The organism is Amycolatopsis sp. NBC_01286, from assembly GCF_035982555.1.
In the GTDB taxonomy this organism is placed as follows: domain Bacteria; phylum Actinomycetota; class Actinomycetes; order Mycobacteriales; family Pseudonocardiaceae; genus Amycolatopsis.
The window spans coordinates 3729002-3746355 of the sequence record NZ_CP108428.1 but is presented as its reverse complement, the minus strand read 5'-3'; the positions used below and the strand labels follow the sequence as shown (position 1 = coordinate 3746355).

16 protein-coding genes are annotated in these 17354 nt (G+C 71.7%); 13 read left to right on the top strand and 3 right to left on the bottom strand.

The window, feature by feature from the left end:
- Positions 1 to 57: 57 nt before the first annotated feature.
- The 3 genes from OG570_RS18175 (at position 58) to OG570_RS18165 (ending at position 4729) form a co-directional block, all read left to right on the top strand.
- A complete protein-coding gene (locus tag OG570_RS18175; protein ID WP_326957856.1) occupies positions 58 to 1428 on the top strand; it encodes a 3' terminal RNA ribose 2'-O-methyltransferase Hen1 in 1371 nt (456 codons plus the stop codon).
- Positions 1425 to 3917: a polynucleotide kinase-phosphatase gene (locus tag OG570_RS18170; RefSeq protein ID WP_326957854.1), complete on the top strand. Its 2493-nt coding sequence runs from the start codon at positions 1425 to 1427 to the stop codon at positions 3915 to 3917. The genes OG570_RS18175 and OG570_RS18170 overlap by 4 nt, the downstream gene beginning before the upstream one ends.
- A 116-nt stretch (positions 3918 to 4033) precedes the next feature.
- Positions 4034 to 4729, top strand: a complete 696-nt coding sequence (locus OG570_RS18165; RefSeq protein ID WP_326960064.1) for a sensor histidine kinase — start codon at positions 4034 to 4036, stop codon at positions 4727 to 4729.
- A 218-nt stretch (positions 4730 to 4947) separates the two neighbouring features.
- On the opposite strand, the gene OG570_RS18155 is transcribed toward OG570_RS18165, so the two are convergent.
- Both OG570_RS18155 and mca read right to left on the bottom strand, forming a co-directional pair.
- A complete protein-coding gene (locus OG570_RS18155) occupies positions 4948 to 5277 on the bottom strand; it encodes a hypothetical protein (RefSeq protein WP_326957852.1) in 330 nt (109 codons plus the stop codon).
- On the bottom strand, positions 5274 to 6185 hold the full coding sequence (gene mca / locus OG570_RS18150; protein ID WP_326944366.1) for a mycothiol conjugate amidase Mca: 912 nt from the start codon (positions 6183 to 6185) through the stop codon (positions 5274 to 5276). The genes OG570_RS18155 and mca overlap by 4 nt, the downstream gene beginning before the upstream one ends.
- Before the next feature lie 162 nt (positions 6186 to 6347).
- Here mca and OG570_RS18145 point away from each other — a divergent pair, with 162 nt between their 5' ends.
- From OG570_RS18145 to OG570_RS18135, 3 genes are all read left to right on the top strand, one after another.
- Positions 6348 to 6803, top strand: coding sequence for a DUF4307 domain-containing protein (locus OG570_RS18145; protein ID WP_326944367.1), 456 nt, complete (start codon positions 6348 to 6350; stop codon positions 6801 to 6803).
- Positions 6804 to 6998: 195 nt separating this feature from the next.
- On the top strand, positions 6999 to 7502 hold the full coding sequence (gene greA, locus OG570_RS18140; protein ID WP_247057692.1) for a transcription elongation factor GreA: 504 nt from the start codon (positions 6999 to 7001) through the stop codon (positions 7500 to 7502).
- A gap of 90 nt (positions 7503 to 7592) precedes the next feature.
- Positions 7593 to 8405, top strand: a complete 813-nt coding sequence (locus OG570_RS18135) for an MBL fold metallo-hydrolase (RefSeq protein WP_326957850.1) — start codon at positions 7593 to 7595, stop codon at positions 8403 to 8405.
- Positions 8406 to 8456: 51 nt separating this feature from the next.
- Here OG570_RS18135 and OG570_RS18130 read toward each other — a convergent pair whose 3' ends face one another.
- Positions 8457 to 8930, bottom strand: a complete 474-nt coding sequence (locus OG570_RS18130; protein ID WP_326944369.1) for an Lrp/AsnC family transcriptional regulator — start codon at positions 8928 to 8930, stop codon at positions 8457 to 8459.
- A 122-nt stretch (positions 8931 to 9052) separates the two neighbouring features.
- Here OG570_RS18130 and hppD point away from each other — a divergent pair, with 122 nt between their 5' ends.
- The 7 genes from hppD to OG570_RS18095 all read left to right on the top strand — a co-directional run bounded on the left by hppD (position 9053) and on the right by OG570_RS18095 (position 17349).
- Complete coding sequence (hppD, locus tag OG570_RS18125; RefSeq protein ID WP_326944370.1) at positions 9053 to 10255, top strand: 4-hydroxyphenylpyruvate dioxygenase; 1203 nt, start codon at positions 9053 to 9055, stop codon at positions 10253 to 10255.
- A gap of 137 nt (positions 10256 to 10392) precedes the next feature.
- Entirely contained in the window at positions 10393 to 10962 is a 570-nt protein-coding gene (locus OG570_RS18120; protein WP_326957848.1) for a YbaB/EbfC family nucleoid-associated protein, read from the top strand.
- Positions 10963 to 10973: 11 nt separating this feature from the next.
- Positions 10974 to 11282 (top strand): type VII secretion target, encoded by a 309-nt coding sequence (locus tag OG570_RS18115; protein WP_326957846.1) that lies wholly within the window; start codon positions 10974 to 10976, stop codon positions 11280 to 11282.
- Positions 11282 to 15556: a hypothetical protein gene (locus OG570_RS18110; RefSeq protein WP_326957844.1), complete on the top strand. Its 4275-nt coding sequence runs from the start codon at positions 11282 to 11284 to the stop codon at positions 15554 to 15556. The genes OG570_RS18115 and OG570_RS18110 overlap by 1 nt, the downstream gene beginning before the upstream one ends.
- A complete protein-coding gene (locus tag OG570_RS18105) occupies positions 15543 to 15977 on the top strand; it encodes a hypothetical protein (RefSeq protein WP_326957842.1) in 435 nt (144 codons plus the stop codon). The genes OG570_RS18110 and OG570_RS18105 overlap by 14 nt, the downstream gene beginning before the upstream one ends.
- 52 nt (positions 15978 to 16029) lie before the next feature.
- Entirely contained in the window at positions 16030 to 16452 is a 423-nt protein-coding gene (locus tag OG570_RS18100) for a hypothetical protein (protein WP_326957840.1), read from the top strand.
- 39 nt (positions 16453 to 16491) lie between these two features.
- Positions 16492 to 17349: a ferredoxin gene (locus OG570_RS18095; protein ID WP_326944374.1), complete on the top strand. Its 858-nt coding sequence runs from the start codon at positions 16492 to 16494 to the stop codon at positions 17347 to 17349.
- Positions 17350 to 17354: the final 5 nt, after the last annotated feature.

Below are 17354 nucleotides of genomic sequence, written 5' to 3'. Positions count from 1 at the left end.
GGTCGCACTCCGGAAAACCGGGCGCGCGGTCACCGGGGCGTCAGCCACACTTGCGCGGTGCTGTTGACCATCACGACCACCCGTACCCCCGCCACCGACCTGGGCTTCCTCCTGCACAAGCATCCGGAGAAAGCCCAGTCGGTCGCGCTCTCCGCCGGCACCGCGCACGTCTTCTACCCCGAGGCGATGCCGGAGAGGTGCACCGCCGCGTTGTTCGTCGACATCGACGCGATCGAGCTCGTGCGCGGCGGCGGGACGTCGTTGACGCAGTACGTCAACGACCGGCCCTACGCCGGTGGCTCGTACCTCGCGGTGGCGCTGCGGGCGGCGTTCACGACGGCGCTCGCCGGGCGCTGCGCCGCGCGTCCCGAGCTGGTCGACGAGGCCTTCGACCTGGAGATCCACGTGCCGTCGCTGTCCGCGCGCGGTGGGGCCGAGGCCGTCCATAAGCTGTTCGAGCCGCTCGGCTGGCGCGTCACGGCCACGCCGATCCCGCTCGACCCGGAGTTCCCGCAGTGGGGCGAGAGCCGTTATGTCGACCTGCGGCTGGCCGGCACCCAGCGCGTCGCCGACGCGCTGCGCCACCTCTACGTCCTGCTGCCCGCGCTCGACGGCGACAAGCACTACTGGGTCGGCCAGGACGAGGCCGACAAGCTGCTGCGCGCCGGCGACGGCTGGCTCGGCGGGCATCCCGAGCGGACGCTCATCACCAACCGCTACCTGGAGCGACGCCGTCCGGTCGTCAACTACGCGCTGTCGCGGCTCGCCGAGGCGGACGACGTCCCGGCCGAGGCCGAAGCCCTGGTCACCGAGGTTCCCGACCGGCCCGAACCGCTGTCCACGCAGCGGCACGGCAGCGTGCTCGCCGCGCTCCGGGCCGCCGGCGCCCAGCGCGTCCTCGACCTCGGCTGCGGTCCCGGCGCGCTGCTGCGCGTGCTCGAGAAGGAGCCGTCGTTCACCGAGATCGTCGGCGTCGACGTCTCCGCGAGGGCCCTCGACATCGCCGAGAAGCGGCTCAAGGACCGCAGCCGCGTGACGCTGCGCCAGTCCGCGCTGACCTACGCCGACCCGGCGCTGGCCGGGTACGACGCGGCCGTGCTGATGGAGGTCGTCGAGCACGTCGACGAAGAGCGCCTGCCGGCCCTGGAGCACGCGGTGTTCGGGGTCGCGGCGCCGCGCACGGTGATCGTCACGACGCCCAACGCGGAGTACAACCGGCTGTTCGAATTCCTCCCGATGGGGCATTTCCGGCACGCCGATCACCGGTTCGAATGGACCCGGGCGGAGTTCCGCGAGTGGGCGGACGGCGTCGCGGCCCGCAACCGCTACGCCGTTCGTTACCTGCCGGTCGGACCGGAGGACCAGGATTCAGGACCGCCGACCCAGATGGCGGTCTTCACGACCAGTGACAAGGAGGTGGCCGCGTGAAGCTGACCGTTCCCGAGATGTCCCTCGTCGTGCTCGTCGGCGCTTCCGGCTCCGGCAAGTCGACGTTCGCACGCACGCACTTCGCGCCGACCCAGGTGCTCTCCAGCGACTTCTTCCGCGGGCTCGTCGCCGACGACGAGAACGACCAGTCCGCGTCCGCCGACGCCTTCGACACGCTGCACTACGTTGCGGGCAAGCGGCTCGCGGCCGGGCGGCTGACCGTCATCGACGCGACGAACGTCCAGCGCGCGTCGCGGGCGAGCCTGGTGAAACTCGCGAAGGAGCACGACGTGCTGCCGACGGCGATCGTGCTCGACCTGCCGCTGGGCGTGTGCGCGGCGCGCAACGCCGGGCGGCCCGACCGCGACTTCGGCGAGCACGTGATCCGGCGGCAGCGCGGTGAGCTGCAGCGGTCGCTGAAGTCGTTGGAGCGCGAGGGTTTCCGGCGCGTGCACGTGCTGCGCGGCGAGACCGAGGTGGCCGAGGCGGAGATCACCGTCGAGCCGCTGCGCAACGACAAGCGCGAGCTGACCGGGCCGTTCGACGTCATCGGCGACGTCCACGGCTGCGCAGCCGAGCTCGAGGAGCTGCTGGCCGAGCTGGGCTACGCCGACGGCGTGCACCCCGAAGGGCGGACCGCGGTGTTCGTCGGCGACCTCGTCGACCGCGGGCCGGACACCCCGGGCGTGCTGCGGCGCGTCATGGGAATGGCCTCGTCGGGGAACGCCCTGGTCGTCTGCGGGAACCACGAGCAGAAGCTGGTGCGCGCGCTGCACGGGCGGAAGGTCAACGTCGCGCACGGGCTCGCCGAGTCGCTGGAACAGCTCGGCGCCGAGACCGAGGAGTTCCGCCGTCAGGCGCACGAGTTCTGCGACGGCCTGATCGCGCACTACGTCCTCGACGGCGGCAAGCTCGTCGTCGCGCACGCGGGGCTGCCCGAGCGCTACCACGGGCGCGCGTCCGGGCGGGTCCGCAGCATGGCGCTCTACGGCGACACGACCGGCGAGACCGACGAGTACGGCCTGCCGGTGCGGCTGCCGTGGGCGCGCGACTACCGCGGGTCCGCGATGGTCCTCTACGGGCACACGCCGACGCTGGAACCGGAGTGGGTCAACAACACCATGTGCCTCGACACCGGGGCCGTCTTCGGCGGGAAGCTGACGGCGCTGCGGTACCCGGAGCGCGACGTCGTCTCGGTGAAGGCGCACCAGGTCTGGTACGAGCCGACCAAGCCGCTCGACGCGTCGCGGCCGCTCGGTGGGCGTGAGCCTGCCGTGCTGGAGCTGGCCGACGTCACCGGCAAGCGGGTCGTGCAGACCATGCAGCACGGCCGGGTCGGCGTCTCGGCGGAGCAGTCGGCCGCGGCGCTGGAGGTGATGAGCCGGTTCGCGGTGGACCCGCGCTGGCTCGCCTACCTGCCGCCGACGATGGCGCCGTGTTCGACGTCTTCGCGCGAGGATTACCTGGAGTACCCGGACGAGGCGTTCGCCGAGTACCGCGCGGCCGGCGTGCAGTCGGTGCTGTGCCAGGAGAAGCACATGGGCTCGCGAGCCGTCGTGCTCGTGTGCCGGGACGACGACGTCGCCTACAAGCGCTTCGGGGTCCAGGGCGGCGGAGCGGTGTACACGCGCACCGGACGGCCGTTCTTCTCGACGGCACAGAATCTCGAGCTGCTGGCGGACGTGCGCGCGGCGGCGGCCGGGCTGTTCGAGGAGCTGGACAGCGGCTGGCTGCTGCTCGACGCCGAGCTGCTGCCCTGGAGTGCGAAGGCGGGTTCGCTGATCTCGAACCAGTACGCGTCGGTCGGCGCGGCCGCCCAGGCCGTGCTGCCCGCCGCCGTCGCCGCGCTGGCGACGGCGGCCGCACGCGGCATCGACGTCACGGACCTGCTGGCGCGGACGGCGTCGCGGGAGTCCACTGTGGACTCCTACCGGGCGGCGTACCGGCGTTACTGCTGGCCGACGACGGGGTTGGACGGCGTCCGGCTGGCGCCGTTCCAGCTGCTGGCCTCGGAAGGCGCGAGCTACCACGACCGGCCGCACTCGTGGCACCTGTCGGTGCTGGAGAAGCTGGCCGGACCGCGGTTCCAGCGCACCCGGACGCTGGCGGTGGACGTCCTCGACGAGACGTCGGTCGCCGCGGGCGTCGCGTGGTGGGAGGAGCTGACGGCCGCGGGCGGCGAGGGCATGGTCGTCAAGCCGGCGGCCAACCTGACCCGCGGCGCGCGCGGGCTGGCGCAGCCGGGGGTGAAGGTGCGCGGGCGCGAGTACCTGCGGATCATCTACGGCCCGGACTACACGCTGCCGGAGAACCTCGAGCGGCTGCGCAAGCGGGGGCTCAACCGCAAGCGGATGCTGGCCCTGCGGGAGTACGCGCTCGGGCTGGAAGCGCTGGAGCGCGTCGCGCGGGGTGAGCCGCTGTGGCGGGTCCACGAGTGCGTCTTCGCGGTGCTGGCGCTGGAGTCGGACCCGGTGGACCCGCGGCTCTAGTGGTCGCGGGCCGCCGGCCGTTCGACGCGGGAACGGGCGTTCGGCGATGGAGGATTCTGGCCGCTCGGCGTCCCAAATCCGCCATCGTCACCTCGCGGCCATGCCCTCAGCCGGTGATGACCGGCTCGGCGACCTGCGTCCGCCCTGGCCCGCTGACGGCCGCGGCGGTCGTCGGTGCGGCCGCGACGGCTTGGGGGCAGTACGCGTCCGGTGACCTGCGGGCCTACGACGTCCTGGCCGGGCTGCTCGGCTGCGCGCTCGTGCCGCTGGTGTTCCGCCGGCCGGTGCGGAGCACGCTCGCGCTGGCGGTGCTGGCCGTCCTCTCGCCCCTCGCGACGCCGCCCGCCGTGCTGCAGGTCGCGCGGTCACGGCCGTGGAGCCACGCGGTCGCCGTCGCCGTGGCCGGTGTCGCGGCCCACGCCCTGCCCGGCCTCTGGCGGCCGACCGACGGGCTGCCGGGGCTCGTCGAGGAGTCCCGCGCGGTCGGCACGGCGGTGCAGGTGACCGGCGAGGTCGGCGGGGTGCCGGGGATGGCGGGACGCACGGCCTACCGCGTCGTCCAGGAAGCACTGACGAACGCCCGCAAGCACGCGCCGGGCCAGCCGGTGCGGATCGCGCTGGGCGGGGAGGCCGGGGCCCGGCTGGAGATCGACGTCACCAACCCGCTCGGCCCGGCCGGGGATCCCCAGCGAGTGGCCGGGCACGGGCTCGTCGGCCTCACCGAGCGCGTCCGGCTGGCCGGCGGGCAGCTCGACCACCAGCGGACCGGCGGCGAGTTCCGGCTGCGGGCCTGGCTGCCGAGGCCGCGATGACCCGGTTGCTGCTGGTGGACGACGACGACCTCGTCCGCGCCGGGCTGACGCTGATGCGCGGCCGGACCCGCCGGAAGTGATCGTGCTGATGACGTTCGACACGGACGGGAACGTGCTGCTGGCCCTGCGCGCCGGGGCGAGCGGGTTCCTGCTGAAGGACGCGGCGCCGCACCCGGATCGCCCTGCTGACGCACGACGCGGGGCGGTGCTGACGCGGGTCAGTCGGCCTTGGCGGGCGAGGTGTCCCCGGCCGCCTTCTTCTCCACGACCGGCTCGGCCTCGGGCTCGGCAGGCTCGCCCGCGGCCGGCTCGGCCTTCTCGGCCGGCTCGTCGAAGCTCGCCGGGACGCGCTTGAGGTGCTTCGTCATCGAGCGGACCAGGAACGCCACCGCGATGAGGAACAGGATCAGCACCAGGAAGCCGACCGGAGAAGACTTACCGAAGTCCTCCCCCTGCCCGCCGTTGTCGCCGTTGCCGGGTTGCTGCGCCAGCACCACTGCCGACGCGGTCACCGGAAGCGCCACGACGGCCGGCAGCGTCAGACTCATGTGTTCACCTTCTCCTTGATGCCGGCGAACAGGTCATCCTCCGGCAACGTGCTGTCCACCTGCGACTTGACCAGCTCGTACTCTTCGGTCGGCCAGATCGCCCGCTGGATCTCCAAGGGGACGAAGAACCAGCGGCTGTTCGGGTCGATCTGCGTGGCGTGCGCCTTCAGCGCCTCGTCCCGCGCCTCGAAGTATTCACCGCACTCGACGCGGGTCGTCACCCGCTCCATCACATCGGCCCGGTCGGGGTCCCACTTCGCCAGCCACTCGGTGTACGGCGACTCGAGCCCGGCCTCCTTCAAGGCGGCGTCGAAGGCCACCATCCGGGCCTTCGAGAACCCGTGCATGTAGTACAGCTTCAGCGGCTGCCACGGCTCGCCGGCGTCGGGGAAGCGGTCCGGGTCGGCCGCCGCGTCCCACGCCGCCATCGACACCTCGTGGGTGCGGATGTGGTCGGGGTGCGGGTAGCCGCCGTTCTCGTCGTAGGTGGTGATGACGTGCGGGCGGAACTCCCGGATCACGCGCACCAGCGCCTCGGTGGACTCCTCCAGCGGCACCACCGCGAACGAGCCCTCGGGCACCGGCGGCAGGGGGTCGCCCTCCGGCAGGCCGGAGTCGACGAAGCCCAGCCAGCGCTGGCTCACACCGAGGATCTTGGCCGCGCGGGCCATCTCCTCCCGGCGGACCTCGCTCATGTTCGCCAGCACCTCGGGACGGTCCATCGCGGGGTTCAGAATGCTCCCCGCTTCACCCCCGGTGCACGTGACGACCAGCACCTCGTGGCCCTCGGCGGCGTAGCGCGCCATGCTGGCGGCGCCCTTGCTGGACTCGTCGTCCGGGTGCGCGTGCACGGCCATCATGCGCAGGCGCGGCCCGGCGGTGTTCCTCAGCTCGTCAGCTTCCACCATGCTCCGAACGACTCCCTTTCCACCCTTATTCCGTATCCGCACCGGGACCCACCTGCGGGCCGCCCACCCGGCCAGCGGATACTCGATCCCGTAGGCGGTACCCGTGCCGGACGACACCCATTGTCCCCAGGGGTACGACGAGTTCGAGCAGGAGGCCCCGGGTTGGCAGGCGGACCGGCGGAAACGGTCGTCGGGAGCAGCGCGTCGGCGCTCCCCGAAGGCCGCTACGGCACCGACCGCGCACCCACCTCCCGGCGCTGGCGGCGCTGGTTGTTCCTGGCCATCGCCCTGGTCGTCAGCGGGGTGGTCGCGTACGTCGCCTACGTCAACCTCGGGTCCGCGCCGATCGACGCCGAGCGCGTCGCCTTCAGCGGCAAACCGGGCAACGCGATGGAAATCACCCTCAACGTGACCCGCGACGACAACAACCGGCCGGGCGTGTGCGTCGTCCGCGTCCGCGACAAGACCGGCGCCGAGAGCGGCCGCAAAGAGCTCCTGATTCCCGCCGGCGCGAAGTACAGCACCATCACCACCACGATCAAGAGCATCGGGGCTCCGGTGACCGCCGACGTGTACGGCTGCTCGTACGACATACCACGGTACCTGTCAACCCCATAGCGGCCAACGGGGTGAACCGCGCGCTCAACGCCCACGACGCGCGGAAATAAGGGGCTTGGCCCTGTCCTGCCGTGATAGTCTGACCCCTCAGCACGGCCCACGACGGGCCGTGTTTTTCCTTTATCTCAGCCACGCGGGCACCTAGGCCCGTGTGGGCCGGCTTGAACACGCAAGCCTGGCAGGCCCGACGAGGAGATGGTGACCGTGAGCGACACCAAGGTGACCTGGCTGACCCAGGATGCCTACGACCGGCTCAAGACCGAGCTCGACGAGATGATCGAGAATCGGCCGGTTATCGCCGCGCGCATCAACGACAGCCGCGAAGAGGGCGACCTCAAGGAGAACGGCGGCTACCACGCCGCCCGTGAGGAACAGGGCCAGGCCGAGGCACGCATCCGGCACCTGCAGGAGCTGCTGCGCGGGGCCAAGGTCGGCGAGGCGCCGGCCAACGACGGCACCGCCGGCCCGGGCAAGGTGCTGACCGTCCGGTACGACGGTGACGACGACGAGGAGAAGTTCCTGCTCGCCACCCGCGAAGAGGGCGCCGAGGGCGGCCTCGACGTCTACTCCCCCGAGTCGCCGCTGGGCAAGGCCCTGCTCGGCGCCAAGGAGGGCGAGTCGCGTGAGTACGAACTGCCGAACGGCAAGTCCCAGAAGGTGACCCTCGTCAAGGCCGTTCCCTACAGCGACGGCAAGTAGCGGTCCGGGCGCGCCCGGTTTATCCGTCGCCGGGCGCGCGTCCCCGCAGCTAGCGTGTCCTCCCAGGAGCCACATTCCGGGAGGACGTCAGTGAGCACGGAACCGATCTGCCAGGCCTGCGGCATGCAGTACGCCGAGGCCCGGGACAACTGCCCGGTCTGCGAAGACGAACGCCAGTACGTCCCGGCAGCCGGGCAGCAGTGGACGAACCTGGCCGCACTCCGCGCGAGCGGTACCTACACTCCGCGCGTCGAAGAACAGGGCCCCGGCATCGTCGGCGTCGGCTCGAACCCCGGGTTCGCGATCGGCGAACGCGCCCTGCTGGTGCAGGCGGAGTCCGGCAACTTCCTCTGGGACTGCGCGGCCTACCTCGACGACGCGCTCGTCGAGCGGGTCCGCGCCCTCGGCGGCATCACCGGCATCGCGATCAGCCACCCGCACTACTACACGACGATGGTCGAGTGGGCGCACGCCTTCGACGCGCCGATCTACCTCCACGAAGGCGATCAGCAGTGGATCGGCCGGCCCGACCCGTCGGTGAAACTGTGGTCCGGCACGACCCTGGACGTCGCTCCCGACCTGCGGCTGATCAACCTGGGCGTCCACTTCGACGGCGGCACGGTCCTGCACTGGCCGGCGGGCGAAGCGGGCCGCGGCGCGTTGCTGTCGGGCGACATCGTGCAGGTGATCCCCGACCGCACGCACGTCGGTTTCATGTACAGCTACCCGAACCTCGTCCCGGAGCGCCCGCACATCGTCCGCCGCGCGGCGGAACTGCTGGCGGGCTACCACTTCGAGGCGATCTACGGCGCGTGGTGGGACGCGATCGTGCGCACCGACGGCTTCGAGGTCGTGCAGCGCTCGGCGAAGCGCTACCTGACCCAGGTCATCGACGAAGGCTGACGCTCGTCCCGGGTCGTGAGTGGTTAGGGCGGTTAGAACCGCCCTAACCACTCACGACCGGGCGGTGCGTTCCAGCAGGGGGCGGACGCGCGGCGGGACCGGCGTCGACAGCGCGATCGACGTCGACGTCCGCTGGACGTCCGGGACGCCGACCACCTCGTCGATCACCCGCTGCAGGTCGTCGTTGCCCCGCGCCACCATGCGGACGAACAAGTCGCCCTGACCCGTCGTCGCGTGGACCTCGCAGACCTCGTCGATCGCCGCGAGGGCCTGCGCCACCTCCGCGCGGCGGCCCTGCGCTATCTCGATCACCGCGAACGCCGTGAGGCCGTAGCCCATCGCCGCCAGGTCGAGCTCCGGCGGGAACCCGCCGAGGATGCCGCGCTCGGCCAGGCGGTCCAGGCGCGCCTGGACCGTGCCGCGGGCCACCCCGAGGCGGCGGGCGCACTCCAGCACCCCCAGCCGCGGGGTGTCCGTGAGCAACAGCAGCAGCCGCGCGTCCAATGCGTCGAGGTTCTCCGACATTGCCCTCTTCCCTGCACAAGTTGTCCATGATGACAGCCGATGTCCCGCAGACACCGATCATATTGTCCAGCAAAAACTGAGACCATTGCACATCTTGCCTCACGAGGCGGATCCTTCGAGGTATGACCCAGACTGCCGAACCCCACCAGGGTGCCCTCGACGACGTCAGCTACGACCAGCTGCGTCAGCTCGTCGGCCTCGTCGACCACGACGCCTCGACAGACCCGTTCCCGGTCAAGGCCATGGACGCGGTCGTGTTCATCGCCGGCAACGCGACCCAGACCGCCTGGTACTACCAGATCGCGTTCGGGATGCAGCTCGTCGCCTACTCCGGCCCCGAGACGGGGAACTTCGAGCGCAAGTCCTACGTGCTCAAGTCCGGCTCGGCCCGGTTCGTCATCACCGGTGGCGTGCGGCCGGACTCGGCGCTGCTCGAGCACCACCGCAAGCACGGCGACGGCGTCATCGACCTGGCGCTGGAGACCACCGACGTCGACAAGTGCATCGAGCACGCCCGCGCGCAGGGCGCGACCGTTCTCGAGGAGCCGCACGACGTCTCCGACGAGCACGGCACCGTGCGCGTCGCCGCGATCGCGACCTACGGCGAAACCCGCCACTCGCTGGTCGACCGGTCGCGCTACACCGGCATCTACCTGCCCGGCTACGAGCCGCGCGAGAGCACCGTCAAGCGGCCCGAAGGCGCGCCGAAGCGGCTGTTCCAGGCCGTCGACCACTGCGTCGGCAACGTCGAGCTCGGCAAGATGGACTACTGGGTCGACTGGTACCACCGCGTCATGGGCTTCGTGAACATGGCGGAGTTCGTCGGCGACGACATCGCGACCGAGTACTCGGCCCTGATGAGCAAGGTCGTCTCGAACGGCAACCACCGGGTCAAGTTCCCGCTGAACGAGCCCGCCGTGGCGAAGAAGAAGTCGCAGATCGACGAGTACCTCGAGTTCTACGGCGGCGCGGGCTGCCAGCACATCGCGCTGGCCACCAACGACATCATCGCCACGGTCACCGCGATGCGCGCCGCCGGCGTCGAGTTCCTGGACACCCCGGCGTCGTACTACGAGGACCCGGAGCTGCGCGCCCGCATCGGCAACGTCCGCGTGTCGATCGAGACGCTCAAGGAGCACAGCATCCTCGTCGACCGCGACGAGGACGGCTACCTGCTGCAGATCTTCACCAAGCCGATCGGCGACCGGCCGACCGTGTTCTACGAGCTCATCGAGCGCCACGGTTCGCTGGGCTTCGGCAAGGGCAACTTCAAGGCCCTGTTCGAAGCCATCGAGCGTGAACAGGACCGCCGCGGCAACCTCTGATACACGCGATACGGCGAAGGCCACCATCGGGCACCTCCGGGTCCCCTATGGTGGCCTTTGGCGTGTTTTGAGGACGCAGACGGAACCGCGGGCGGCGCCGATCCGTCAGTGTGGAGACGTCGAGAGGGAGGGCCGGGATGCCGGACAGCGTCGACGCGAGCGACGAGATGATCGACAACTGGACCAAGCGGCTCGAGGACAACGCCGCGCGGTACCAGGCGCTGGCCGATCGCATGCAGGGCCAGACGGTCACCGAGCGGTCGAAGGACGGCCTCGTCACGGTGACGGTCGATTCGCGCGGCCTGCTGAAGAACCTCGTCATCGCGGAGTCCGCCGCCGGCGCCAAGCGGATGGCCGAGGTCTCGGCGCAGGTGATGCAGCTGGTGCAGCGCGCGCAGGCGCGGATCCCGGAACTGCTGCAGCAGGCCATGACCGAGACCACCGGCACGGGTGACCAGGCCGCCGTGGAGATCGTCCGCGAGGCGCAGAGCACGTTCCCGCAGCCGCCGCCGGAGCCCGAACCCGCGTTCCCGGAACCCGACCGCGTCCGCCGGTTCCTGCCCGACGACAACGAAGAGCAGCCGCCGCGCACTCCGCCGCCAGCACCGCAACCGCCGGCACCGCCGCAGCCGCCGCAGCCGCCTCGTCGTCGCCGTCCGGCCGACAACGACGATGACGACGACTTCGGCGGCCCGATCCTTTCCTGAGGGGGAAAACCGTGTCAGACGTGGAACTCAGCACCGACCTCACCGCGCACGCCAAGCAGCTGGACGCCATCGGTGACGGGCTGCAGCAGGCCGTCGACGCGGCGAACCAGGTCAGCATGCCGACGGACGCCTACGGCATCCTCTGCCAGCCGTTCCGGATGCTGCTCGACCCGGTGGAGCAGTACGGAATCGACGCGCTCAAGGACGCCGTGCAGGCGATGACCGCCGTCTCCGGCAAGGTGCGCGGAGCCGCGGCGGCGTACCACACCTACGAAGCCGGGGTCGCCGACGATCTGACCAAGTCCACGGACGGTGCCTGATGCCCGAGGGCAACCCGCTCGTCGCGGACGCCAAGCAGGACCCCGACGGGCCGGGCGCGCTGACCGCAGGCAACGGCGACTACGGCTGGGCCGGCGGCATCGGCATCGCCGAGTCGTCGATGGACGCGTTCAACGGGATCAAGGACGGCGACTGGGTTTCCGGCGGCCTGGGTGTGCTGAGCCTGGCCGGCGAGATCGCGGGCGCGGCCGTCGACCCGTTCGGGTACCTGATGTCGTCGGTGGCGTCGTTCCTGATGGAGCACATCCAGCCGTTGAAGGACATGCTGGACTCGCTCGCGGGCAACCCGCCGGTCATCCAGTCGTACGCGGACACCTGGGGCAACGTCTCGAAGGCGCTGGGCGAGCGGAAGACCGACTTCGACAACGCGGTCAAGACGGGCACGGCCGGCTGGCAGGGCGCGGGCGCCGACGCGTACCGCAAGTTCGCCACCGAGCACAGCGACGCCCTGTCCGGCGCGGCAACGGTCGCCGGCGCGATCAGCACGGTCACCATGATCATGGGCCAGGTCGTCTCGTTCGTCCGGGAGACCGTGCGCCAGCTGATCGCGGACCTGGTCGGCAAGCTCATCGCGTGGGTGATGGAGGAAGTCTTCTCACTGGGCTTCGGCACACCGGTCGTCGTCGCACAGGCGTCGGCCGCGATCGCCAAGTGGGGCAAGAAGATCGGCGACCTGCTCAAGAAGCTGACCGACACGATCCGCAAGGTGTCGCCGCTGCTGTCGAAGCTCGTCGACATCTTCGAGAAGATCGCCAAAGTCTTCGGCAAGGTCCTGGGCAAGGTCAGCGGCTTGGACGGGCTGAAGATCAAGGAGGGCGGCTTCGTCCACAAGGTCCCCAAGGGCGAGGGAGGCGTCCACACGAGAGCCCACGGCGGTTCGGAAGGCGACAGCTCGCCGGACGGTTCCGACGGTTCCCACAGCGGTGACGGCTCCGGTGATTCCGCGACCGATTCCGGTGGCAGCCACGGGGATTCGGACTCGCCGAGTGCGGACCCGATGAACACGGACTCCTCGCCCGACGCGGGCTCACGTCGGAGTCCGAGCCGCGAGGAGCCCGGTTCTCCGAGCGGCGACAACGCACCCGACGGCAACACATCGGCCAGCGACGGGGGCTCGCCGACCGGCGACTCGAGCCCCTCGACGGCTCGCGGTGACTCTCCCTCGCAGGCGGGGAACGTGGGCCCGTCGACCCGCGCGGGCGACAGCTCGCCTTCGCACGCTAGGGACGGCTCGTCTTCCCACGCCGGGGACAGCTCACCCACGCACGCGGGCGACTCCAGCCCGTCGGCGCGGACCGCGGACAGCAGCCCTTCCGCACATGCGGGCGACAACGCGCCTTCCCGCGCCGCGGACGGTTCGCCTTCCCACGCCGGGAATTCCAACCCTTCGGCACACGCCGGCGACAGTTCGCCCACGCATGCCGGGGACTCCAGCCCCTCCGCGCGGGCCGCGGACAACGGCCCTTCGCAGACCCGGGCGGGCAACAGCCCGCCCTCGCACGCCGGAGACTCCAGCCCCTCCGCGCGGGCCGCGGACAGCAGCCCCTCCACGCATGCGGGCGAAAGCTCGGCTTCCCACGCCGGAAATTCCAGCCCCGCGGCACGCGCTGGCGATAGTTCGCCCACGCACGCGGGCGACTCCAGCCCCTCTGCACGAGCCACCGACAGCAGTCCCTCCGCACACGCGGGTGACAACTCGCCCTCCCGCGTCGGCGATTCGAGCTCGTCGCCGACCCGTGCGGGTGACAGCTCTCCCTCGCATTCCGGGGACTCCAGCCCCTCCGTGCGGGCCGCCGACAGTGGCCCCGCACCGACACACTCCGGGGCGCCCGGTCACTCCGGCTCGGGGAGCCCTTCGCACTCGTCGCCCGCTGGGCGGGCTGATGGGCCCGGCTCGCACGCCGGTGGGGACAGTCCTGGCAGTGCCGCGCCGCTGCGGGGCGATGGCACCACCTCCGCCAGTGGTACCGCTCCCGCCCCCTTGCACACCGGTGATCCGGGGGGTCAGTTCCCGTCGCCGCGCGGTGGGGACGGTGCCGCCTCCGGTGTTCCGCCGCAGGGTGGCGCGCCGATGGGTGGGGGTATGCCGCCCGGTGGCGGGCCCGGCGGTGGCGGTGGGCCTGGTGGCGGTACCCCGCGCACCGGTGGCGGTGCCGGCTGGACCGGTACCCCGGGCAGCCCCGGGGCGCACTCGCCGCACGTCGACGCACCCGGGCGGCCCCGCACCGGCGGCGACCTGCCCGACGGCCGTCCACGCACCGGCACTCCCGAGGGGCGCCCACGCACCGACCTCCCTGAAGGGCGGCCGCGCACCGACCTTCCTGAAGGCCGCCCGCGCACTGACATTCCCGATGGACGTCCGCGTCCCGGCCGCGATCTCCCCGAGGGGCGGCCTGGTGACGCCCCGCGACCGCGCACTCCGGATGCGCCCGCGCCGGCGGCTCGCGGCTTCGGGCCCGGCACCCACGGGCCCGACACCCGCCCCGGCGGCCACACCCCCGGCACCCGGCCGGGCGGTCCCGGGCACACCGGTCCCGGTGGTCCGCACAATCCCGAAAGCCACGGCCCGCACGAACACCGTCCGCACGAAAACGAAAGCGGCCACCACGACACGGACGGCAGTCCGCCCCACCACGGCGAGCCGCTCAGCCCGGACGAGGTCAACGCGCGGCACGCCGAAAGCACGCCGTCCGGTAGCTCCTACCACGCCGGTGACCCGGACATGGGCGACCTGCCGCACCGCGTGCAGCCCGATCCCGATGGCCGCTACACCGTCGATGTGCACGTCACTCCGGATGGCCACGCCCGCATCGGTGACCGGCTCTACACGCCGGAAGAGTTCGCGGATGTCTTGCGCCGCAACGGTGACTACGACGGCCGGCCCGTCCGACTGATCGGGTGCGACGCCAGTTCCAACGACTTCGCGCACCGGCTTTCCCGTGAGCTCGACACCGAGGTGATGGCCCCGACGAAGCCGGCGTGGACCGATGCGCACGGCCGGGTCTTCTCGTCCGACTACGAAATCGGCCCGGACGGGAAGATGCGCCCGCGCATCCCGCCGGACGGCGAGTGGAACACCCACCACCCGGACGGCACGGCCCACCGCGCCGGCGACGACGGCTTCGCGCCGGACAGCCACCACGGCGACCCGCACGACGTCGACGCCGAGAGTGCCCGGCACCGCGGCGATGGCGACGAGGACGGCTCGCCCTCCCACGCGGACGAAGACGACGACGAGTTCGACCTCGACGGCTGGGGCGAGCACGAAATCTCGCCCACGGACCCGAGGTACGACGAACGGCTCGTCGACTTCGACCGCCCCGGGCACGAGCACCCGCACGACTCGCCGGCCAACCCGTACCACCGGCCGCCCGACTCGCCGCAGACGATCGAGTCCGGCCCGCGCCCGCGGGACCGCACCACGCCGGGCGACTTCTCGACACCGGTGCCGACCCAGCCCCGGGTGCTCGGCGACGTCGAGCTCAAGCCCGACACCGAATACCGGGTGGTCAACAAGACCAAGACCGGGGAGATCGCGTCGGAGACGCGGTTCTTCACCGACTCCGAGGGCAAGGTCAAGTGGGTGGAGTGCACGCCCGGTGGCGGCCGGACGGCCGACGGCGTCAAGCTGCCCGCGAACCCGGACTTCAACTACCCGCTGCTGCCCGACTGCCAGTACCGCGTCGACAACTTCAACGACCCGGCGAAGAAACTGGACTACCACACGGATGCCCGTGGCCAGACGGACGCCGCGACGGGGCAGCCCGAGTACCGCGAGTCGAACGAGGACTACCGCGACGCCGGCGGCCGGTTCACCGGGCAGGGCCGGGCGGGCCACGAAGGTCAGAACGCCTACCGCGGCGACCCCGACCACGGCGAAGTCCGGTGGGCGGGCGGTCACCTCGTCTCCACCGAGGGCGGTGGCCCCCCGGGCTACGGCAACATGCACGGGCAGATGGCCGCGTCCAACAGCGGGCACGCCCGCGACGGCTGGGATCCGCCGGAAACCTGGCGGCGCCAGGAGGAACAGCTCGCCTCGTACCACAACCCACCCGACCGTGAGGTCGAACTGCTGCAGGTGAGCACGCCGCGGCGGGCCGACGGACTGTCCGAAGAGGACGTCATGCGGTGGCGGGTCACCGAGGTCGACCCGGAGACGGGCGAGCGCGTTTCCCGGGTGTACGAGCGGGTGTTCGTCAACGTGCCGGAGAACATCGACCCCAACGCGACGGTGAGGCGTTATGGCGAGCCCTGATGAGCTGGTCCCGGCGATCTTCGACGCGGTCGGGCTGGCGCTGCCGCCGAACTGGCGGCGCGTCACGTTCCGGGTGTGGGCGACGGTCGTGGCCTACCAGACCGAACTGACGGTCGCCATGGCCGACGGCAGCTCGCCGGAGGTCGCGCCGCCCGCGGTGACGAACCTGATCGCCGCGCTGCGCGAGGTGATGTACCAGCCGGGCCGGGGCACCTGGTTCTCCGCGAGCTTCCGGCTGCGCGCGGGCGAAGAGCCCGAGGCGTCGTTCAACTACGACCAGGACCCGCGGTGGTTCCCGGAGCTGCCGCCGGTGGCGTTCGCCCGCGACGTCGCCGCTTTTCCCCGTGCGGACGAGCGGATCCCGGACTGGCTGCGCGCGGTGCTGGCCGACGCGGCGGCCGTGGCGGTGCCGGAAGACTAGGGTCACCACGACGAATCCCCCACCGGTGGACGAAAACGGAGGACCGGACAGCATGACGCTGACCCCCATCGAGCAGAACGAGCTGCTCGGCGAGATCGCCGAGTCGCTCATCGCGGCGGCCCCGCCGAACTGGCAGCGGCTGGTGTTCGACTTCATGGCCGTCGGCAAGCACGTCGACGTCGGGCTCGGCGCGGCGCTGGACAACGGCGCCCGGCAGCCGGTGCCCGTGCCGCGGGAAGTGTCGAAGCCGCTGGCGAAACTGCGCCGGGGGATGTACGCCGACGGCATCGGCACGTGGTACTCGATGGACATGGTGATCGACCGGCCCGACCGGTTCCAGGCGCGGTTCAACCGGGACGACGAGCCGCCGTTCCGGAACCCGCCGGCGCCCGAGCAGTACGCGCTGGACCAGGAGCGCTACCCGCGCACCCCCGAAAACACCCCGCCGTGGTTCCGGGCGAAGCTCGGTTCGTGACCGCGGCCGCTCGTCAGTGAACCCGGAGGGGGATGAACCGTGAGCCAGCCACGAGGACCGTTGCGGCCGGAGCAGCAGCATGAGCTCGTCCGGCAGATCGGCGCGGTGCTGACGGGGCAGGTGCCACCGGGCTGGCGGCAGCTGCGGGTCGAGTACCGCGCGGCCGGGCGGCACATCGAGGCCGACCTGCTGGTGACCGCCCCGGACGGGCTCCCCCGGACGCTGCCGCCGCACCCGGAAGCCGTGCGGCTGCTCGGCGTCCTGCGGGCGGGCATGTACCAGCCCGGGCTCGGCACCTGGCTCGGCGCGGTCCTCGTGTTCGACCCCGGCGGGCCGGCCGACGCCGACTTCGGGCGGCCGGACCTCGAACCGCCGTTCCGGCACCAGCCCCCGCCCATCGGTTTCCAGGACGAGCTGCGGTTCTTCCCGCGCGCCGACGAGCAGATCCCCGGCTGGCTGCGGGAGCGGGCCGGCCTGCCGACGTCGACCCCGGTCCCGCAGGCGCCGCTCGGCCCGGACGAGAAGGTGCGCACGCCCCGCGTCCACGACGGTCTCGACGCGTCGGGCCGGCCGGTCATCCGGCGGCCGGCCCTCGTCCCGGCCGAGATCGAGCGGTTGCTGGCCTACCTGGAGGCGGCGCCGGTCATCCTGGCGTCCCGCAGCAACGGCGCCGACGTGTTCGCGCCGGAGCGGACCGACGCCGTGCCGATGAACTTCCGCACCGACGGGGCGTGGGCCTGGCCCGGCGCCGTCGGGTACTACCTGCGTGAGCACGGGGTGCCGCCGGATCCGGACCTGGTCGCCCACATCCGGGCCCGGCGGTTCGCCGCGCCGTCGGAGGTCTCCGCCGAGGCCACGGTCCTGGCGCTGGCGGCGATCACCGGCGAGCGGCTGTGACCGGA

Excerpts from the sequence above, each read along its gene's own strand:
- hppD (WP_326944370.1), top strand. The coding sequence starts at position 9,053 with ATGACCCAGACTGCCGAACCCCACCAGGGTGCCCTCGACGACGTCAGC.
- OG570_RS18105 (WP_326957842.1), top strand. The coding sequence starts at position 15,543 with ATGGCGAGCCCTGATGAGCTGGTCCCGGCGATCTTCGACGCGGTCGGG.
- OG570_RS18120 (WP_326957848.1), top strand. The coding sequence starts at position 10,393 with ATGCCGGACAGCGTCGACGCGAGCGACGAGATGATCGACAACTGGACC.
- greA (WP_247057692.1), top strand. The coding sequence starts at position 6,999 with ATGGTGACCGTGAGCGACACCAAGGTGACCTGGCTGACCCAGGATGCC.
- OG570_RS18100 (WP_326957840.1), top strand. The coding sequence starts at position 16,030 with ATGACGCTGACCCCCATCGAGCAGAACGAGCTGCTCGGCGAGATCGCC.
- OG570_RS18165 (WP_326960064.1), top strand. The coding sequence starts at position 4,034 with ATGACCGGCTCGGCGACCTGCGTCCGCCCTGGCCCGCTGACGGCCGCG.
- OG570_RS18110 (WP_326957844.1), top strand. The coding sequence starts at position 11,282 with ATGCCCGAGGGCAACCCGCTCGTCGCGGACGCCAAGCAGGACCCCGAC.
- mca (WP_326944366.1), bottom strand. The coding sequence starts at position 6,185 with ATGGTGGAAGCTGACGAGCTGAGGAACACCGCCGGGCCGCGCCTGCGC.
- OG570_RS18155 (WP_326957852.1), bottom strand. The coding sequence starts at position 5,277 with ATGAGTCTGACGCTGCCGGCCGTCGTGGCGCTTCCGGTGACCGCGTCG.
- OG570_RS18130 (WP_326944369.1), bottom strand. The coding sequence starts at position 8,930 with ATGTCGGAGAACCTCGACGCATTGGACGCGCGGCTGCTGCTGTTGCTC.